Source organism: Candidatus Eisenbacteria bacterium, assembly GCA_035577985.1.
Taxonomy (GTDB): domain Bacteria; phylum Desulfobacterota; class Binatia; order DP-6; family DP-6; genus DATJZY01.
Genome location: DATJZY010000010.1, coordinates 26,019 through 42,404 on the forward strand (window position 1 = coordinate 26,019; position 16,386 = coordinate 42,404).

Sequence of the window (16,386 nt, forward strand, 5' to 3'; positions counted from 1 at the left end):
CCAAGACAAAGTTTCGATCGGTGTGATAGGTGGATCCTATCATGCGCTGGTCCCCGCATCCCTGCACCCTCCGCCAGCTCCAGTACGTCGCCGCCATCGCCGAGACGCGCAGCTTCCGGCGGGCCGCCGACCTGTGCGCCGTCTCGCAGCCGTCGCTCTCCGCGCAAGTGGCACAGCTCGAGCGCGCGCTCGGCGTGACGCTGTTCGAGCGCACCAAGCGCCGCGTGCTGCCGACGCGCGCCGGCGAGGAGCTGCTCTCCCGCGCGCGCGACGTCCTGCGCGAAGCCGACGACCTGGTCGAAGCCGCGACGCGCCTCACCGATCCGTTCGCGGGCACGCTGCGCCTCGGCGTGATCCCGACCATCTCACCCTACCTCGTGCCCGAGATCGCGCCCGTGCTCCGCACCCGCTACCCGCGGCTGCGCCTCCAGTGGACCGAGGACAAGACGGCCGTGCTGGCGGCGAAGCTGCGCGCCGGCGATCTCGACGCCGCGCTGGTCGCGCTCGAGGCCGACCTCGGCGACGTGGAGCACGAGGTCGTCGGGCGTGATGCGTTCGTGCTGGCGACGCCGCTCGGCCACCGGCTCGGGGTGAAGATGACGCCGGCCACGCCGAAGGACCTCGACGGCGAGAGCGTGCTCCTGCTCGACGACGGACACTGCTTCCGCGACCAGGCGCTCGCCTGGTGCACGCGTGCGCACGCCGAGGAGCTCGACTACCGGGCGACGAGCCTCGCGACCCTCACGCAGATGGTCGCGAGCGGCGCCGGCGTGACGGTGCTGCCGGAGCTGGCCGTTCCGATGGAGAACCGGCGCGGCACGCTGCGCGTGCGGCCGTTCGCCAAGCCGACGCCGGGACGGACGATCGCGCTCGTCTGGCGGCCCGGGACGCCGCTCGCCAAAGCGCTGCGCGCGATCGCGGGCACGATGCGCGACGTCTACACGCGCCTGGAGAAGACGGTGCGACGGCGGTGAGGGGGGTCGGGCTCAGCGGCCGCGGCGCTGGCGGATGTCGTGCAGCTCGTCCTCGAGCTCGCGCGTGCGCCGCTCGATCGAGCGCACGTACGCGATGATGCCGATCCACACGGCCGCGTAGGCCGCGAACAGATAGCCGAGATTCGTCACACCCCGCCCCCTTCCTCCACCTCACGCCTCAGCACAGCCACCTCCGCCGCGAGCCGCTCCGTGCGAACCCGGAGCGCCACCAGCCATCCCCCCACAAGTAGCATCGTGACCGATGCCACGTACAGCGTCGTCCGCATCATGGGATCGACCAGGCCCGATCCCCCGCCCTGCTTCTGGGTCAGCACCGAGGGATGGATGCCCTCCAGGAGCCGCACGGCATAGTGGATCACGGGGATGTCGATCACCCCGACGATCCCGAGGACCGCGGCGTACCGGGCCACCGCCTCGCCCTCGCCGCCGAACGCCCGCAGCATCAGGTAGGCCACGTAGATCGCCCACAGGATGACGGTCATGGTGAGACGCGGGTCCCAGGTCCACCAGACCCCCCAGATCGGACGCGCCCAGATGGGCCCCGTCACGAGCACGAGGGTGCAGAAGAGGACGCCCACCTCGGCCGCGGCCACCGCCAGATGGTCCGCCCCCGGCCATCCCTTCCACAGGTAGACCGCGCTCGCCCCGGCGACCGTGAAGAACCCGGCGAACGCGACCCACGCGCAGGGCACGTGGAAGTAGAAGATGCGCTGGACGATGCCCATCTCCGCTTCGGTCGGGACGACGCAGAAGATGAGATAGAGCGTCACGAGCATGGCGGCGCTGGCCGCCCATCCGAGGACACCCCGCATCGTCAGCCCCTAGTCGCGCACAACATACGTGAAGAGGAGCCACCCGGCCACCGTGAAGATGACGTCGAAGGCGCCCAGCACGGCGAGCGCGTCGCCGGCCCGCGCGAGCCCGCCGGCGAGGACCGCCTGGGTCGCCTTCACGCCCGCGATGAGCACCGGCAGCACGAGGGGCAGCAGCAGCAGCGGCAGGAGCACCTCGCGCGCGCGCGTGCGGACGGCGATCGCGGTGAAGAGGGTCGCTCCGGCCGCGAAGCCGAGGTTTCCGAGCGTCAGGACGACGAGCAGGCCGGGCAGCACCGGAAGGAAGTCGACGTGCAGGAGGAGGCCCACCATCGGGACGACGATCACCTGCATGGCGCCGAGCAGCACCATGTTCGCGGCGAGCTTGCCGGCGAAGATCGCCGCGGGATCGATCGGCGCCAGGAGGAGGCCGGCGAGACAGTCCTGCTCGCGCTCGAGGAGGAAGCTGCGTTGTACGCCGAGGAGGCCGGTGAAGACGAACGTCGCCCACAGCACGCTGGGAGCCAGCAGCGGCGCCTGGTCCGGCGTGGGATCGTGCGCGATCGTGAACACGACGAGGAGCAGGATGCCGAGCGCGACCAGCCCCGACACGCTCTCGCGCGTCCGCCACTCGATGCGGAGGTCCTTGCGGAGGATCGCGACCGCGGCGCGCACCTCAGGCCCTCCGCACCGTCGCGATGAGCGCGTCGAAACGGGCGGCGATCGCGACCCCGGCGCCGGCTCCGCCGTCCCCGCTCCAGTCGATCCGGCCGCGGTGGAGGATCGCGACCCGCGTCGCGAGCGCGGAGGCGCGCGGGACGTCGTGGGTCGAAAGTACGATGGCGTGGCCCGCCGCCCGCAGCTCGCGCAAGAGGCCCTCGAGGCCCGCCGTCGCCTGCGGATCGAGCCCGTTGAACGGCTCGTCGAGCAGCAGCAGCTCGGGGCGGTGCAGGAGCGCCCGCGCGAGCGCCAGGCGCTGCGTCATGCCGCGCGAGAACGTCCGTATCGGCCGCCGTGCGGCGTGGTCCAGCCCCGCCCATTCGACCAGCTCGGCGACGCGAGCCGCCGCCCCCGCGATGCCGTAGAGATCGGCGTAGAAACCGAGGTTCTCGGCTGCGGTGAGATCGCCGTAGCACGCGCTCTCGTGGCCCACGTAGCCGATGCGCGCGAGGGCGCGCTCCGGACGGCTCGCGGCATCGTCGCCGAAGAGCAGCAGGCGGCCCCCGCTCGGGCGAAGCAGCGTGGCGAGGACGCGCAGGAGCGTCGTCTTGCCGGCCCCGTTGGCGCCCAGCAGCGCCACGCACTCGCCGCCCTCGACGACGAGGTCGACGCCCGCGAGCACGGTCACACCCGCGAACGTACGCCGCAGCCCCTCGGCGACGACGGGAGTCGGCGGCATCGAGGCCTAGCGTACCACGGCGCCGGCGGGCATCGGAGCGTCGGGCCGAACGACGGCGAGCTTCCCATCCCCCGAGGCCGCGAGGAGCATGCCCTGGCTCTCGACGCCGCGGAGCTTGGCGGGCTCGAGGTTCGCCACCACCACCACCTGCGTGCCGACGAGCGCCGCCGGGTCGTAGTGGGCGCGGATGCCCGCCACGATCTGGCGCTGCTCGGTGCCGAGGTCGACCCGGAGGACGAGCAGCCGGTCGGCGTTCGGGTGCGGCTCGGCGGCCGTCACCGTCGCCACGCGCAGCTCGACGCCCTGGAACTGCTCGATCGTGATCATCGCCGGCCTCCTCGTTCGAGCGCCGCCATGGCTTCGAGCGCCTGACCCTCGAAGCGGGCGCGCATGCGATCGAAGTCCTCCTGCGACAGCTTGCCCATCTGGTGATCGAGCTCGGTCTCCTTGATGGCCGCGATCGCCTGGCGCTTCTGGCGCTCCCACCGCTCGCGCTCGGAGGGCGCGGCCGGATCGACCGTCAGCTCGGGCGCGCCGAAGAGGGGCGCCGCGACGAACACGGCCACCACGACGACGAGCGCGAGCCCGACGAAGAAGATCGCGATCGTGACCGGCGTCATGACTCGCGGTCGAGCTCCGCGAGCTCGCGCGCGAGCTGTGCGCGGAGCGGATCGGTCGACGGCGGCCCGGCGGCGGGCGGGGGCAGCGCCGCCGCGGTCGCCACGGCGCGCCGGCGCACGACGATCGTGAGGATCGTCCCCGCGACGAGGAGCGCCGCGAAGGGCGTCACCCAGGCGAACCAGTTGAAGCCCTGCATGGTCGGCGACGAGAGGACCTTCTCGCCCATGCGCTGCGTGAAGGCCGCGAGGATCTGCTCCTTCGTCTCGTTGCGGGCGAGGCGCTCGGCGATCTCCTTCTTCATCGGCTCGCCCGAGCCGCACTGGATGTGGTTGCAGGAGTGGACCGTGAGCCCGCACCCGCACTGACAGGTGAGCGACTCCTCGATCTCCTGCTGGGTCGGGGCGGCCAGGACCGGCGCCGCGCCCAGGAGGAGGAAGAGGAGGACGAGCCGCATCGCCGGCCGCGTCACTCGGCGGGCACCGCGCCGGGCACCGCGACCTCGGCGCGGCGCTCCGCGGCCGTCGGCCAGACAGCGATCGCCGTGCCCATCGCGAGGACGAGCCCGCCGATCCAGATCCACACCACCAGCGGGTTCACGTAGGCGAGGATCGTCGCGAGCTTCGTCTGCGGATCGTACGAGCCGAGCACGAGGTAGAGGTCCTCGCGCAGGGTCGAGCGGTTCGCGACTTCCGTGGTCGGCTGCTTCGGCTTCTTGTAGAAGCGCTTCTCGGGCTTGAGCGTGTCGATCTGCACGCCATCCCGGAAGACGCTCATGACGGCGGCGCTCGACGCCATGTGGCCGTCTTCGTGGTTCTCGATCCGCTCGAAGCGGAGCGTGTAGCGGCCGGCGGTCATCTCCTGCCCTGCGGCGAGGGTCTGCTGCGCCTCGACGCGGAACATGCTCGACGACGCGATGCCGACGAACATCATCACGATGCCGACGTGGATCACGTAGCCGCCGTAGCGCCGGCGGTTCTTGCCCACCACGCGCGCGAGCGCCCGCGGCGCGCTCTCGGTGAGCAGCGCTTGCCGGGCTCGCATACCGCGCCAGAACTCCTGCACGATCGTGCCCATCACGAAGACGCCGATCGCGAAGGTCGCGTACGCGTAGCCGAAGGGCACTCCGACGAGCGGCAGCACGACCGCGGCGGCGAGCCCGGAGCCCACCGGAAACGCAAACGCACGCCAGAGGTTCTTCGGCGTCGCACGGCGCCAGGCGATCACGGGGCCGACGCCCATGAGGAAGAGGAGCGCCACCCCGAGCGGCGCGTTCACGCGGTTGAAGAACGGCGGCCCGACCGTGATCTTCACGCCCCGCACCCATTCGGAGAGGACGGGGAAGACGGTCCCCCAGAAGACCGCGAACGCGATCCCGACCAGGATGAGGTTGTTGAACAGGAACGCCGCCTCGCGCGACAGGAACGACTCGATCGTCCCCGTGGTGCGGAGCTCCGGCAGCCGGTAGGCGACGAGCCCGCCCGCGACCAGGAGCACGAGGATGAGGAAGCCGATGAAGAACGGCCCCAGGCCGGACTGCGTGAACGAGTGCACGGACGAGATGACGCCGCTGCGGGTGAGGAACGTCCCGAAGATCGTCAGCGTGAACGTCAGCAGGACGAGGACCATGTTCCAGACCCGGAGCATGTCCTTCTTCTCCTGGATCATGACCGAGTGCAGGTACGCGGTGGAGACGAGCCACGGCATGAACGCCGCGTTCTCGACCGGGTCCCACGCCCAGTAGCCGCCCCAACCGAGCACCTCGTAGGCCCACATGGCGCCGAAGAGGTTGCCGAGCGACAGGAAGAACCACGAGAAGAGGGCCCACCGGCGCGTCGAGCGGATCCACTGGTCGCCGAGCCGTCCGGTCGCGAGCGCGGCCATGCCGAACGCGAAGGGCACCGACGCGGAGACGTAGCCCGTGTAGAGCGACGGCGGGTGGATCATCATCCAGTAGTTCTGGAGCAGCGGGTTCAGGTCCGCGCCCTCCATCGCGGGCACCGGCAGGCGCTCGAACGGATCGGTGATGAAGGTGACGAGCCCGAGGAAGAACACCGCGACGATCATGAGCGTCGCCGTCACGTAGGGCATCAGCTCGCGGTTCCGCTCGCGGTTCTGCCACTGCACGATGGTCGTGAAGAGCGTCAGCATGAACGCCCAGAACAGGAGCGAGCCCTTCTGCCCGCCCCACAGCGCGGCCACCGTGTAGTTGGTCGGCAGCGTGCTCGACGAGTAGGCGGCCACGTACTCGAGCGAGAAGTCATGGGTGAGGAGCGCCTGCAGGAGGATGCCCGCGGCGAGCACGACCAGGGCGAAGGTGGCATAGGCGGCATGCTCGCCGGCCCGCACGAAGTCGCGGCGGCGGCGAAGCGCGCCCGTGAGCGAGGCTCCGACCGAGAACGCGGCGCACAGGAGCGCGAGGCAAATGGCGAGGCGACCGATCTCCGGCATGTCAGGCCCCCGGGGGCTGCCCGTCCTTGTTGGCTTCGTACTTCGACGGGCAGCTCGTCATGATCTGCTTGGCGCGCAGCCCCGGCACCTCGTACCGGCCCTCGACGACGACCTCGCGACCTTCGGCGAACATGTCGGGCAGGATGCCGTTGTAGGCGACCGGGATGGGGCTCGAGCCGTCCTTGCGGGCGAGCTCGAAGGCGAGCGCGTTCGTGGTCGCATCCCACTTGATGCTGCCGCTGCGGACCCAGCCCTTCACGCGGAGATCTTCCCCGGCGTGCGCCGTGCGCCGTGCGAGGAACTCGTCCATCTCGAAGTAGTAGATCGAGGTGGTCTTGATGCCGGCGTAGACGAGGTAGGAGACTGCCGCGGCGATCAGCACGGCACCGACGATGAATCGGCGTTGGTTCAACATCGCAGTCGAAGGAGCCATTCCACCCTAGGGAAGGGCCCTCCGATTGGCAACTACTCGTCGTCCGCGTCGCCGTCGGCCGCGCCGCCCCGGGGCGGCCCCATCGCAACGCCGCGCTTGGCCTCGCGAATGAACGCCAGCAGCTCGTCGACGTCGGGCGAGCGGCACTCGGCCTCGACCCGGGCCATCGCCTCGCGGAGATTCGTACGCACGCGGAAGAGAATGCGGAAGGCGTTCGCGAGCGCACGCACGCGTGCGGCGTCGAACCCCGCGCGACGGAGCCCGACCCGATTGATGCCGCGCACGGTGTGCGTGCCGTCCATGATCGAGAAGGGCGGCACGTCGCGGCTCGTCCGCGAGAGGCCGCGCAGGATCGCGAGGCGTCCGATGCGGGTGTACTGGTGCACGACGCAGTTGCCGGAAACGAACGCTTGATCGCCGACGCTGGCATGGCCGGCGACGAGCGCGCCGCTCGCGATGACGGTCTGGTTCCCGATCGTGCAGTTGTGGGCCACGTGCGACCGGGTCATGAAGTAGTTGTCGTCGCCGACGACCGTCCAGGTGTCGGGAGCCGTCGCCCGCTGGATCTCGGCGTGCTCGCGGATGACGTTGCGATCCCCGATCCGGAGGCCCGTCGGGGCGCCGGCGTACTTCACGTCCTGAGGCTCGTGCCCGATCACCGCCCCCGGGTGGATCACGTTGTCGGCGCCGATCTCGGTGCGGGGGCCGGTGAGGAACGCATGCGCCATGACCCGCGTTCGGGACCCCACCCGAACGGGGGAGTCGACTACGACGAAAGGGCCGATGTCGGCGGTGGGGTCGATGCTCGCGCGCGGATCGACGACGGCGGTCGGGTGGATCGGCACGTCAGGACGGCTCGTCGTCGGCCGGGTCGCGAGCGGACAGGGGCTCGCCGGCGATGCGGTAGCGGTCCGAGATCCACGCCGACAGATCGAGGAGACGGCACCGCTCGGAACAGAAAGGTCGGTGTGGTTCTTCCTTTGACACGATCTCTCTGCGGCAGATCGGGCAGCGGCGGGGTTGCACTTCGGAAAGTCTACCTCCCGCGCCGCGCGCCTGCCAAACCGGATTGACAGCGCGTCCGTTCGCGGAGCACCGTACGCCGGAACATGAGTTCCGGGGATCGCAATCCGACCAACACGCTCGGCACGCTCCAGGACGTCGTCGCCTCCGCAGCGCGGATCGCGCAAGATCTGCTGCAGGATCCTCTCCTCGCACGCCTGCTCGACATCTTCGGGCGCATGCCGCCGGAGGATCGCCAGACGATCGTCGACGTCCTCGAACGCGAGGTCGACCTCCGCCTCCTCACGAAGGAGGGGAAGCACGGGCCGATGACGGGCATCAACGTGACCAGGCCCAACCCCACCGCCCGGCTCTACTTCCGCTTGGTCGACAAGGAGACGGTGCCGTACGTGTCCCCGGAGGAGATCGTGCAGGCCGTGATCCGGGCCGCGGGCGTCATGCACCGCGCATTTCAACGCGGCTCCGACATGCAGGCCATCTGGGAGCCCGCGATCGTGGCCGGGCTCCGGCAGGTGGATCCGAGCGAGCGCGAGACCCTGCGTTGGTACTACGAGCGCATGATGACGCTCGTGCGGGAAGCCGACCGCGATTCCGATTGACAGCCGACCCCGGTCGGTCGAAGCTCCGGCATGGCCGCCGGCTCCTCCGCCGCCCAGCTCGACGCCCTGCAGGCGCTCCTCGCGACCGCGCGGCGGCTCTCGAACGATCTCGCCGCCGACCCGACGATCGGGCGCATGCTGCGCGCGTTCGTGACGCTGCCCCCGGAAGATCGCGACGTCATCGCCGGGCTCGTCGAGCGCGGTACCGCGTGGCGGCGCATCACCGAGAATACGGCCGACGTCACCGGCGTCGCGCTGCGCGCCAACCCGCATGCGAGCCTCTTCGTCCGCGTCGTCGACGCACGCGACGGCGAGGAGCACATGCAGCAGGACCACGCCGAGATCCTGCTCGGCTCGCTGCGCATCATGAAGCAGATCCCGCTCCTGCTGCGCGCGGACGTGGCCGACCTGTGGCGCCAGCCGGCCGTCGAAGCGTTCGGCATGCTCGAGCCCGCCGAGCGCGAGGCGTGCCGCCGGTTCGCGAGCCTCATGCTGCAGCTGATCGCGGACGTCGACGCCAGGCAGCGCAAGCGACCACCCGACTGACCGGATGTCCGCGGGCCTCCGCATCGTCGCCTTCGAGGCGCGCCGCGCCGAGGAGCTGGCGAGCATGCTCGAGCGCCACGGGGCGATCGTCACGCGTGCGCCCGCGTTGCGCGAGGCGCCGCTCGCCACGTCGCCGGCGACCGACGCGCTTCGCCGTGGGCTCGAGCAGGGGGCCGTCGGCGCCCTGGTGCTCTTGACCGGCGTCGGCACGCGGGCGCTCGCACGCCTGGTTCCCGACCTGCCGGCACTCGTCGCGCGGACCCCGATCGTCGCCCGCGGGCCGAAGCCGCTCGCCGCCCTGCGCGAGCTCGGCATCCCGGGTGCGATCGCCGTCCCGTCGCCGAACACCTGGCGCGAGGTGCTGCCGGTCGTGGACGGGCTCGGGCTGGCGAGCGGAAGCCTCGTCGCCGTGCAGGAATACGGCTCGCCGCCGCGCAACCTCTACGACGGCCTCGCGGCCCGTGGCCTGCGCGTGCTGGCGGTTCCCGTCTACGAATGGGCGCTTCCCGAGGACACGCGCGCGCTGCGCGCCGGCATCGACGCCATCGTGCGAGGCGACGCCGACGTGGCCGTCTTCACGAGCGCCGTGCAGATCGCGCACGCCTTCGCAGTGGCCGGCGACGTGGACGCGTTGCGCCGCGAACTGGGACGCGTCGTCGTCGCGTCGGTGGGGCCGGTCTGCTCGGAGGCGTTGGACGCGCACGGGGTCGCCGTCGATCTCGAGGCGAGCCCGCCGAAGCTGGGCCCGCTCGTCGCCCTCGTCGCGCGGGAGGCGGTCGCGCGCGCCGCGGCCAAGCGACGCGCCTAGAGCAGCTGCTAGGCCGTCAGCTCGAAGTCGAACGCGAAGCCGGCGCCGTTCTCGAGCGGCGACACGGCACGCAGGGCACCGCCGTGACGCACGGCCGCGAGCCGCGCGTAGCGTAGCGGCAGCGTCGTGAAATACTTCTCGAGCGCCTCGATGGCGACGGCACGCCCGGGATGCGCGATGCGGACGCGGAAGCGGTTCTCGGCGATGCGCGTCCCCTCGACGTCCACGGTGCTGCCGTCGGGCGTCATGCCGATGGCATGGTCGAGGAGCGCGGTCACCGTTCGCTCGACGATCGTCGCGTCGCACGTGAGGGCGGTGTCGGACGGGCCCAGCTCGCGGATCGTGACGCCCTTGGTGGCCGCGATCGCCACGGCGGCTTCGACGACCGGCGTCACGACGATCCCCCAGCGGGACGCCGCCGGCGTGAGGGGCATCGCGTCGCGCTGGAGCTGATCGACGTCGACCAGGGCGCGCACGAGGATGCCCATGCGATGCGTCGCCCGGCGCATCATCGCGTACATCGACGGCGCGAGGTCCGGCGCGTCCTCGATCATCGTCAGAGCCGAGTCGACGATCCCGATCGCGTTGCGGATGTCGTGCCCCGCCAGCACGAGGAGCTCGTCGCGCTGCGAGCGCGACTGGGCGAGCGCGTCGCGCACGGCGCGCGCCGCGGCCTGCGACGCCGTAAGCGCCTCCTCGCCGGTCCGCGCCGCGGGCCCCTGGCTCACGGCTGGATTCTCGGCACGATCGCCCCGGGACTTGAGGCGGCCCTTCCTTGATTCCCCGGGGGCTTCCGCATACTCCCAAAGGTGGTGCAGCCGCCCCCGTTCCTCGCGGCCTGCCGCCGCGAGCCCGTCCCGTTCACCCCGGTGTGGCTCATGCGGCAGGCGGGCCGGTACATGGCCGAGTACCGGAGCGTGCGTGCGCGCTACGGGTTTCTCGAGCTCTGCAAGACGCCCGAGGCGGCGGCCGAGGTGACGGTGACGGCGGTCGAGCGCCTCGGCGTCGACGCGGCCATCATCTTCGCCGACATCCTGCTCGTGCTGGAGCCGCTCGGGGCGTCGATCGAGTTCACGGCCGGCGACGGCCCCGTGATCCGCACGCGCATCGCGAGCGCGGCCGACGTCGATCGCTTGCGGCCGGTCGCGCCCGGTGCGCTCGAGTACGTGGCCGAGTCCGTCCGCCGCGCGCGCGCCGCTCTCGAGGTGCCGCTCATCGGGTTCGCGGGCGCGCCGTTCACGCTCGCGTCGTACCTGATCGAGGGCGGCAGCTCGCGGAGCTTCCTCGCCACCAAGCGCTTCATGCACGACGATCCCGGCGCGTGGCGCGCGCTCATGGAGCGGCTCGTGGTGGCGGTGCGCGACTACCTGAACCTGCAGATCGCCGCCGGCGCCGACGCCGTCCAGCTCTTCGACAGCTGGGTCGGCTGCCTCGCACCGGCCGACTACCGCACGTTCGTGCTGCCGCACATGCGCGAGCTGATCGCCGGCATCACGCGCGGCGTGCCGGTGATCCACTTCGGCACCGACACCGCGGGCCTTCTCGATTGCCAGCGGGCGGCGGGCGGCGACGTCATCGGCCTCGACTGGCGCGTCGACCTCGACGCGGCCTGGGCACGGCTCGGCTACGACGTCGCCGTGCAGGGCAACCTCGATCCCGCCGTGCTGTTCGCCCCCCTCGCCGACATCCGCCGCGCCGTCGCGCGCATTCTCGGTCAGGCCGCGCGGCGTCCCGGGCACGTCTTCAACCTGGGGCACGGCATCCTTCCCGACACGCCGGTCGCGAACGTGCAGGCGCTGGTCGAGATGGTGCACGAGCTCTCGGCGGTGCGCTGAGCGGTCCGATGCCGGCCGACGCCGTGCTGCTACTCGCCTTCGGCGGGCCGACCGCGCCCGACGAGATCCGCCCGTTCCTCGAAAACGTGACGCGTGGGCGGCGTATCCCGGCCGAGCGACTCGATGCCGTGGCGCATCACTACGAGCTCATCGGCGGGCGCTCGCCCATGAACGAGCTGACCTTCCGGCAGGCCGACGGCCTCCGCCGCGCACTGGGGTCGCTTCCCGTCTACGTCGGCATGCGGAACTGGGCGCCGTACATCGCCGACGTCGTGGCGGAGATGACGAGGAACGGCGTGCGGCGGGCCGTCGGGCTCGTGCTCTCGCCGCACGCGAACGAGGCGAGCCGCGAGCGCTACGTCGAGGCCGTCGCCGAGGCGCGAGCCCGTGCCGGCGCGCGGGCGCCCGAGGTCGCGTGGGTCTCGACGTGGCACGTGCACCCGCGATTCATCGAGGCCGTCGCCGCCTGCGTCGCGACGGCGCGCAGCACGCTCCCCGCCGACCGGCGGACCGCTGCGGCGGTCGTCTTCACCGCCCACAGCGTCCCGGTCGCGACCGCCGCCGTCTCGCCCTACGAGCGCGAGATCGCCGAGACGGCCACGGCCGTCGCCGCGGCGCTCGGCGTATCCGACTGGCAGGTCGCCTATCAGAGCCGCAGCGGCAATCCCCGCGATCCCTGGCTCGAGCCCGACGTCAACGACGTGCTGCGCGCGCTCCGGGCCCGCGGGGCGCGCGACGTCGTCGTGGCGCCGATCGGCTTCGTGTGCGACCACGTCGAGGTGCTGTACGACCTCGACGTCGAAGCGCGGCAGACGGCGTGCGACGTCGGGCTCGGCTTCGTGCGCGCGAGCGCGGTCAACGACCACCCGGCGTTCGTCGCGATGCTCGCCGACGTCGTGCGGAGCGCCGGCGGGTGACGCGCGTCGTCGTCGTCGGAGGCGGCATCGCCGGGCTCGCCGCGGCGCTGCGGGTCGCCGAGCGCGCGCCGGACGCGACGCTGACGCTCCTCGAAGCGGGGGCGCGTCTCGGCGGCACGATCGCGACCGTCCGCGACGGCGGCTTCACGATCGAGACCGGTCCCGACTCGTTCATCACCGAGAAGCCGTGGGCGCTCGAGCTCTGCGACCGGCTCGGCATCGCGGGCGACCTCGTGGGGACGCGCGAGGACGATCGCCGGACGTACGTCGCCCGCGGCGACCGGCTCCATCCGCTGCCGGACGGGTTCTTGCTGCTGGCGCCGACGTCGCTCTGGCCGCTCGCCCGATCGTCGCTCTTCTCGTGGCCGGGGAAGCTGCGCATGGGACTCGATCTCGTCCTGCCGCGCCGGCCGAGCGACGGCGACGAGACGCTCGCGTCGTTCGTCCGCCGCCGGCTCGGGCGCGAGGCGCTCGACCGGGTCGCGGATCCGCTCGCGTCGGGCATCTATACCGGGGACCCCGAGCGTCTGTCCGTGGCCGCCACGATGCCCCGCTTCCGCGACCTCGAAGCGAAGCATCGCAGCATCATCCTGGGGCTGCGGCGCTCGACCGCGACGCGCGGCGTGGCCGGTGCCCGCTACGGCCTGTTCGTCGCGCACCGCGACGGAATGGGCGCGCTGATCGACGCGCTCGCGGCGCGTCTTCCGCGCGGCGTCGTGCGGACCGACGCCCGCGTCGACACGCTCGCGCGCGAGGGCGGCGCGTGGGCGCTGCGGGCCGGCGGCGAGCGCGTCGTCGCCGACGCCGTCGTCCTCGCATGCCCGGCGTACGTGGCCGCGGCGCTCCTCGGTGCGACCGCGGCGCCGCTCGCCGACGCGCTCGGCACGATCGCCTACGCATCGTCGGCCATCGTCACCCTGGGCGTCCGGACGCGGGATCTGCCGAACGGACTGCCGGGCTTCGGGTTCGTCGTGCCGGCCGTCGACCGCCGGGACATCCTCGCGTGCACCTTCTCGAGCCGGAAGTGGCCGGGCCGCGCGCCCGAGGGGTTCGATCTCCTGCGCACGTTCGTGGGCGGCGTGCGACGTCCCGAGCTCGTGGCGGCCGACGACGCGACGCTCGTCACCGCCGCGCGGCGCGAGCTCGGTCGTTTCCTCGGTCTCACCGCCGAACCCGTGCTGGCGCGCGTCGACCGCTGGCCGCGCGCGATGCCGCAGTACGACGTGGGACATCTCTCGCGCATGCAGACCATCGTCGGCCAGGTGGCGACGCTGCGCGGGCTCGCGCTCGCGGGCGGCGGCTATCACGGCATCGGCATTCCGGACTGCGTGCACAGCGGCGAGAGCGCGGCCGACGCCGTGCTCGGCCCGCGGTGAGCCCGCGCATGGAGGTCGGCGTCTACCTGCCGCAGGTCGGCTACACGTGGGATGCGCTGCGCGAGCGCGTGGTCGCCTGCGATCACGAGGGCATCGGCTCGGTGTGGTTCATGGACCACCTCTATCCGCCGGCGTTCCCGCGCGTGCCGTCGTTCGAAGCCTGGACGACGGCGGCGGCGCTCGCGGTGGTGACGCGTCGCATTCGCCTGGGGCACCTCGTGCTCGCGAACGGATTTCGCCACCCCGCGCTGCTCGCCAAGATGGCGACCACGCTCGACCACGCGAGCGGCGGTCGCCTGTCGCTCGGGCTCGGCAGCGGCTCGTACGCGCAGGAGTTCGGCGAGTTCGGCCTGCCGTTCGGCTCGGACGCCGAGCGCGCCCAGGAGCTCGACGAAGCCCTTACGGTGGTGCGGCGCTTGTTCACCGAGGACGTCGTCACCTTCCACGGCCGCCACTACCGCCTCGACCGTGCGCCGAGCTTGCCCCGCCCGGTCCAGCGCCCCCATCCGCCGATCCACGTCGGCGGCGCGGGCCCGAAGCGCACGCTTCCCGTCGTCGCGCGCCACGCCGACGTCTGGAACTGCCCCACGTACGCCCTGGGTGTGCTCGAGGAGCGCCGCGCACGGCTCCACGACGAGTGCCGGCGCATCGGCCGCGATCCGGCGACGCTGCGCGTGACCGAGGAGGCGGTGCTGGCGCTGGTTGCGCGCCGCGACCAGGTCGACGCCGCACGCGCGGACGCCCTGCGACGGTTCGGCGGCCCCGGATGGGCCTTCGAGACGCACGGCTACTGCGGCACGCCCGACGACGTTCTCAGACGACTCGAGTCACGCCGGCGGATCGGCGTCGACGGCGTCGTGTTCTTCCTGCACGATCGGGGCGAGGGGGAGACGATCCGCCTTCTCGCGCGCGAAGTGATCGGAGCGCTGTAGGGGCGCCCGGCCGCTGGACTGCTACGAATCGCCCGTCACAATGGCCGCCATGTCGCAGCCAGGCCCCCCGCGCACCCTCGGCGTCCTGCTCTTCCCCGACTTCGAGCTGCTCGACGTGTTCGGCCCCCTCGAGGCGTTCGGGAATCTGGTCATGCGGGAGCACTATCGCGTCCTGCTGGTCGCCGAGCGGGCGGGGCCGGTCGCGAGCGCGCAGCTCGCCCGCGCCGTCGCGGATCACGGCTTCGCCGATTGCCCGCGGCTCGACGTGCTCCTCGTGCCCGGCGGCCTCGGCACGCGGCGCGAGGTCGACAACGCCGCGCTCACTGAATGGATCGCCGCGCGTGCCGTCGAAGCGGAGATCGTGACCTCCGTCTGTACCGGGGCGGCGCTGCTCGCGCGGGCGGGCGTGCTCGACGGCCACCGCGCCACGACCAACAAGCGCGCCTTCGAGTGGGTCGTGTCGCAGGGACCGCGGGTGCAGTGGGTGCACCGCGCGCGGTGGGTGGACGACGGAAAGTTCGTCACCTCGTCGGGCGTGACGGCCGGCATCGACATGGCGCTCGCCCTGATCGCCCGCACCGTCGGCGAAGCCGCGGCCGAGCGCATCGCGCGCCTCATGGAATACGAGTGGCACCGCAACCCCGACGATGATCCGTTCGCCCGCTGAATCGCCGATGAGTTTGACGGACAGGTCCACGCCCGGTATCGACAATGCAGTGCGGATGGTGACGCGGGCGCTCGCTCTCATCACGCTCGCGACGGTTGGGCTGCCGGTCCCTGCGGGCGCGGTGCCGTCGTGTCTCGAGCAGTGCAACCTCTCCAAGAACTCGAAGAGCGACTGCTGTCTCATCGAGCCGTGCCTGGTCGCGCCCTGCTCGGACTACCTCGGGTGCCGCGGTGGGGCGCAGCAGGATCTCGACGACTGCATCAACAGCAGCCTCGATTGCCGCCCCATCAGCGCCGGGCGTTGCACGATCGTCCGCGCGTGCGTGAAGCGGTGCGAGGGTATCTACAAGCAGCAGGTGAAGCAGTGCGAGCGCGACGCGTTCGGCATCGTGCCGGGATGCAGCGGCGGCGACTGCGATCTCGGCACCAAGCGCGCGCGCAAGCAGGCCGCGAACGTCTGCAACGCCTGCACGTCCGTCTCGACGACGAGCACATCGACCACGACCACCTCGACAGTGACCACCACGACGATGGCGGGTGCTACGACGACCACGGTGGTCACGACGACGACCGTCGTCACCACGACCACCGCTGCCACGGGGTCGTTGGACGATCCCTGCTTCCAGCCATGCCTCAACCGGATGCCGAGCATCCGGAAGTGCTACGGAAAGTGCACCAGCCGCTGCAACGGTACCAAGCGCGCCGAGAGCATCTGCCGGCAGGCATGCCGCAACTTCCTGTGCTCCTCCATCAAGGCGCGCTGCACGACGCCCGAGACCGGCGTCAGCCTCGACACCGACCCCCAGTACCTGCAGTGCTGCACGCGCAAGGATTCCTGCACCACGCGCGACGCGGCGCCCTGCAAGGTCACGACGACGACCACGTCCACGTCCAGCACGACGACGCCGTCGACCACCTCGTCCACCAGCACCACCACGACGCTGGGTTGAGCCCGTCGCGCGCACGGCCGTCTGGC

Annotated in this window: 22 protein-coding genes; 10 read left to right on the forward strand and 12 right to left on the reverse strand. The window is 71.8% G+C overall.

Annotated features, from left to right (window positions below; genetic code table 11):
- Positions 1-41: 41 nt before the first annotated feature.
- Positions 42-974, forward strand: coding sequence for a LysR substrate-binding domain-containing protein (locus tag VMS22_01020; GenBank protein HXJ32594.1), 933 nt, complete (start codon positions 42-44; stop codon positions 972-974).
- A gap of 12 nt (positions 975-986) precedes the next feature.
- Here VMS22_01020 and VMS22_01025 read toward each other — a convergent pair whose 3' ends face one another.
- Genes VMS22_01025 through yacG form a run of 11 tightly spaced genes read right to left on the reverse strand, consistent with a single transcriptional unit; the run spans position 987 to position 7,926 of the window.
- Complete coding sequence (locus VMS22_01025) at positions 987-1,124, reverse strand: CcmD family protein (protein HXJ32595.1); 138 nt, start codon at positions 1,122-1,124, stop codon at positions 987-989.
- Complete coding sequence (gene ccsA, locus VMS22_01030; protein HXJ32596.1) at positions 1,121-1,807, reverse strand: cytochrome c biogenesis protein CcsA; 687 nt, start codon at positions 1,805-1,807, stop codon at positions 1,121-1,123. The genes VMS22_01025 and ccsA overlap by 4 nt, the downstream gene beginning before the upstream one ends.
- A 9-nt stretch (positions 1,808-1,816) precedes the next feature.
- On the reverse strand, positions 1,817-2,482 hold the full coding sequence (locus VMS22_01035; protein HXJ32597.1) for a heme exporter protein CcmB: 666 nt from the start codon (positions 2,480-2,482) through the stop codon (positions 1,817-1,819).
- Between the two features lies 1 nt (position 2,483).
- Positions 2,484-3,206, reverse strand: coding sequence for a heme ABC exporter ATP-binding protein CcmA (gene ccmA / locus VMS22_01040; GenBank protein HXJ32598.1), 723 nt, complete (start codon positions 3,204-3,206; stop codon positions 2,484-2,486).
- Positions 3,207-3,212: 6 nt separating this feature from the next.
- Positions 3,213-3,533: a methionine--tRNA ligase subunit beta gene (gene metG / locus VMS22_01045; protein ID HXJ32599.1), complete on the reverse strand. Its 321-nt coding sequence runs from the start codon at positions 3,531-3,533 to the stop codon at positions 3,213-3,215.
- Complete coding sequence (locus VMS22_01050) at positions 3,530-3,826, reverse strand: hypothetical protein (GenBank protein HXJ32600.1); 297 nt, start codon at positions 3,824-3,826, stop codon at positions 3,530-3,532. The genes metG and VMS22_01050 overlap by 4 nt, the downstream gene beginning before the upstream one ends.
- Entirely contained in the window at positions 3,823-4,281 is a 459-nt protein-coding gene (locus VMS22_01055) for a cytochrome c-type biogenesis protein CcmH (GenBank protein ID HXJ32601.1), read from the reverse strand. Before VMS22_01055 ends, VMS22_01050 begins: the two co-directional genes overlap by 4 nt.
- An 11-nt stretch (positions 4,282-4,292) precedes the next feature.
- Positions 4,293-6,275 carry a heme lyase CcmF/NrfE family subunit gene (locus VMS22_01060; protein HXJ32602.1) on the reverse strand — a complete coding sequence of 661 codons (1,983 nt, stop codon included), beginning with the start codon at positions 6,273-6,275 and terminating at the stop codon, positions 4,293-4,295.
- Position 6,276: 1 nt separating this feature from the next.
- Positions 6,277-6,687, reverse strand: coding sequence for a cytochrome c maturation protein CcmE (locus VMS22_01065; protein ID HXJ32603.1), 411 nt, complete (start codon positions 6,685-6,687; stop codon positions 6,277-6,279).
- A gap of 53 nt (positions 6,688-6,740) precedes the next feature.
- The gene (lpxA, locus tag VMS22_01070) at positions 6,741-7,553 is read right to left on the reverse strand and encodes an acyl-ACP--UDP-N-acetylglucosamine O-acyltransferase (GenBank protein HXJ32604.1); all 813 of its coding nucleotides are present in this window, start codon (positions 7,551-7,553) and stop codon (positions 6,741-6,743) included.
- Position 7,554: 1 nt separating this feature from the next.
- The gene (gene yacG, locus VMS22_01075) at positions 7,555-7,926 is read right to left on the reverse strand and encodes a DNA gyrase inhibitor YacG (protein HXJ32605.1); all 372 of its coding nucleotides are present in this window, start codon (positions 7,924-7,926) and stop codon (positions 7,555-7,557) included.
- Between yacG and VMS22_01080 the strand changes: the two genes are divergently transcribed.
- From VMS22_01080 to VMS22_01090, 3 genes are read left to right on the forward strand one after another with little or no spacing between them, the layout of a single operon-like run.
- Entirely contained in the window at positions 7,818-8,330 is a 513-nt protein-coding gene (locus VMS22_01080; protein ID HXJ32606.1) for a hypothetical protein, read from the forward strand. The genes yacG and VMS22_01080 overlap by 109 nt on opposite strands.
- Positions 8,331-8,360: 30 nt before the next feature.
- Positions 8,361-8,876: a hypothetical protein gene (locus VMS22_01085; GenBank protein ID HXJ32607.1), complete on the forward strand. Its 516-nt coding sequence runs from the start codon at positions 8,361-8,363 to the stop codon at positions 8,874-8,876.
- Between the two features lie 4 nt (positions 8,877-8,880).
- Positions 8,881-9,684: a uroporphyrinogen-III synthase gene (locus VMS22_01090; GenBank protein HXJ32608.1), complete on the forward strand. Its 804-nt coding sequence runs from the start codon at positions 8,881-8,883 to the stop codon at positions 9,682-9,684.
- 8 nt (positions 9,685-9,692) lie between these two features.
- On the opposite strand, the gene VMS22_01095 is transcribed toward VMS22_01090, so the two are convergent.
- Positions 9,693-10,412 (reverse strand): hypothetical protein, encoded by a 720-nt coding sequence (locus VMS22_01095; protein ID HXJ32609.1) that lies wholly within the window; start codon positions 10,410-10,412, stop codon positions 9,693-9,695.
- A gap of 81 nt (positions 10,413-10,493) precedes the next feature.
- On the opposite strand from VMS22_01095, the gene hemE reads away from it, so the two are divergent.
- Genes hemE through VMS22_01125 form a run of 6 tightly spaced genes read left to right on the forward strand, consistent with a single transcriptional unit; the run spans position 10,494 to position 16,360 of the window.
- On the forward strand, positions 10,494-11,519 hold the full coding sequence (hemE, locus tag VMS22_01100; protein ID HXJ32610.1) for a uroporphyrinogen decarboxylase: 1,026 nt from the start codon (positions 10,494-10,496) through the stop codon (positions 11,517-11,519).
- Positions 11,520-11,527: 8 nt separating this feature from the next.
- Positions 11,528-12,436, forward strand: coding sequence for a ferrochelatase (gene hemH, locus VMS22_01105; GenBank protein HXJ32611.1), 909 nt, complete (start codon positions 11,528-11,530; stop codon positions 12,434-12,436).
- Positions 12,433-13,812 (forward strand): protoporphyrinogen oxidase, encoded by a 1,380-nt coding sequence (gene hemG, locus VMS22_01110; protein ID HXJ32612.1) that lies wholly within the window; start codon positions 12,433-12,435, stop codon positions 13,810-13,812. The genes hemH and hemG overlap by 4 nt, the downstream gene beginning before the upstream one ends.
- Positions 13,813-13,820: 8 nt before the next feature.
- A complete protein-coding gene (locus VMS22_01115) occupies positions 13,821-14,744 on the forward strand; it encodes an LLM class flavin-dependent oxidoreductase (protein HXJ32613.1) in 924 nt (307 codons plus the stop codon).
- A 49-nt stretch (positions 14,745-14,793) separates the two neighbouring features.
- On the forward strand, positions 14,794-15,411 hold the full coding sequence (locus VMS22_01120) for a DJ-1/PfpI family protein (GenBank protein HXJ32614.1): 618 nt from the start codon (positions 14,794-14,796) through the stop codon (positions 15,409-15,411).
- A 55-nt stretch (positions 15,412-15,466) separates the two neighbouring features.
- Positions 15,467-16,360: a hypothetical protein gene (locus VMS22_01125; protein ID HXJ32615.1), complete on the forward strand. Its 894-nt coding sequence runs from the start codon at positions 15,467-15,469 to the stop codon at positions 16,358-16,360.
- Positions 16,361-16,386 lie beyond the last annotated feature (26 nt).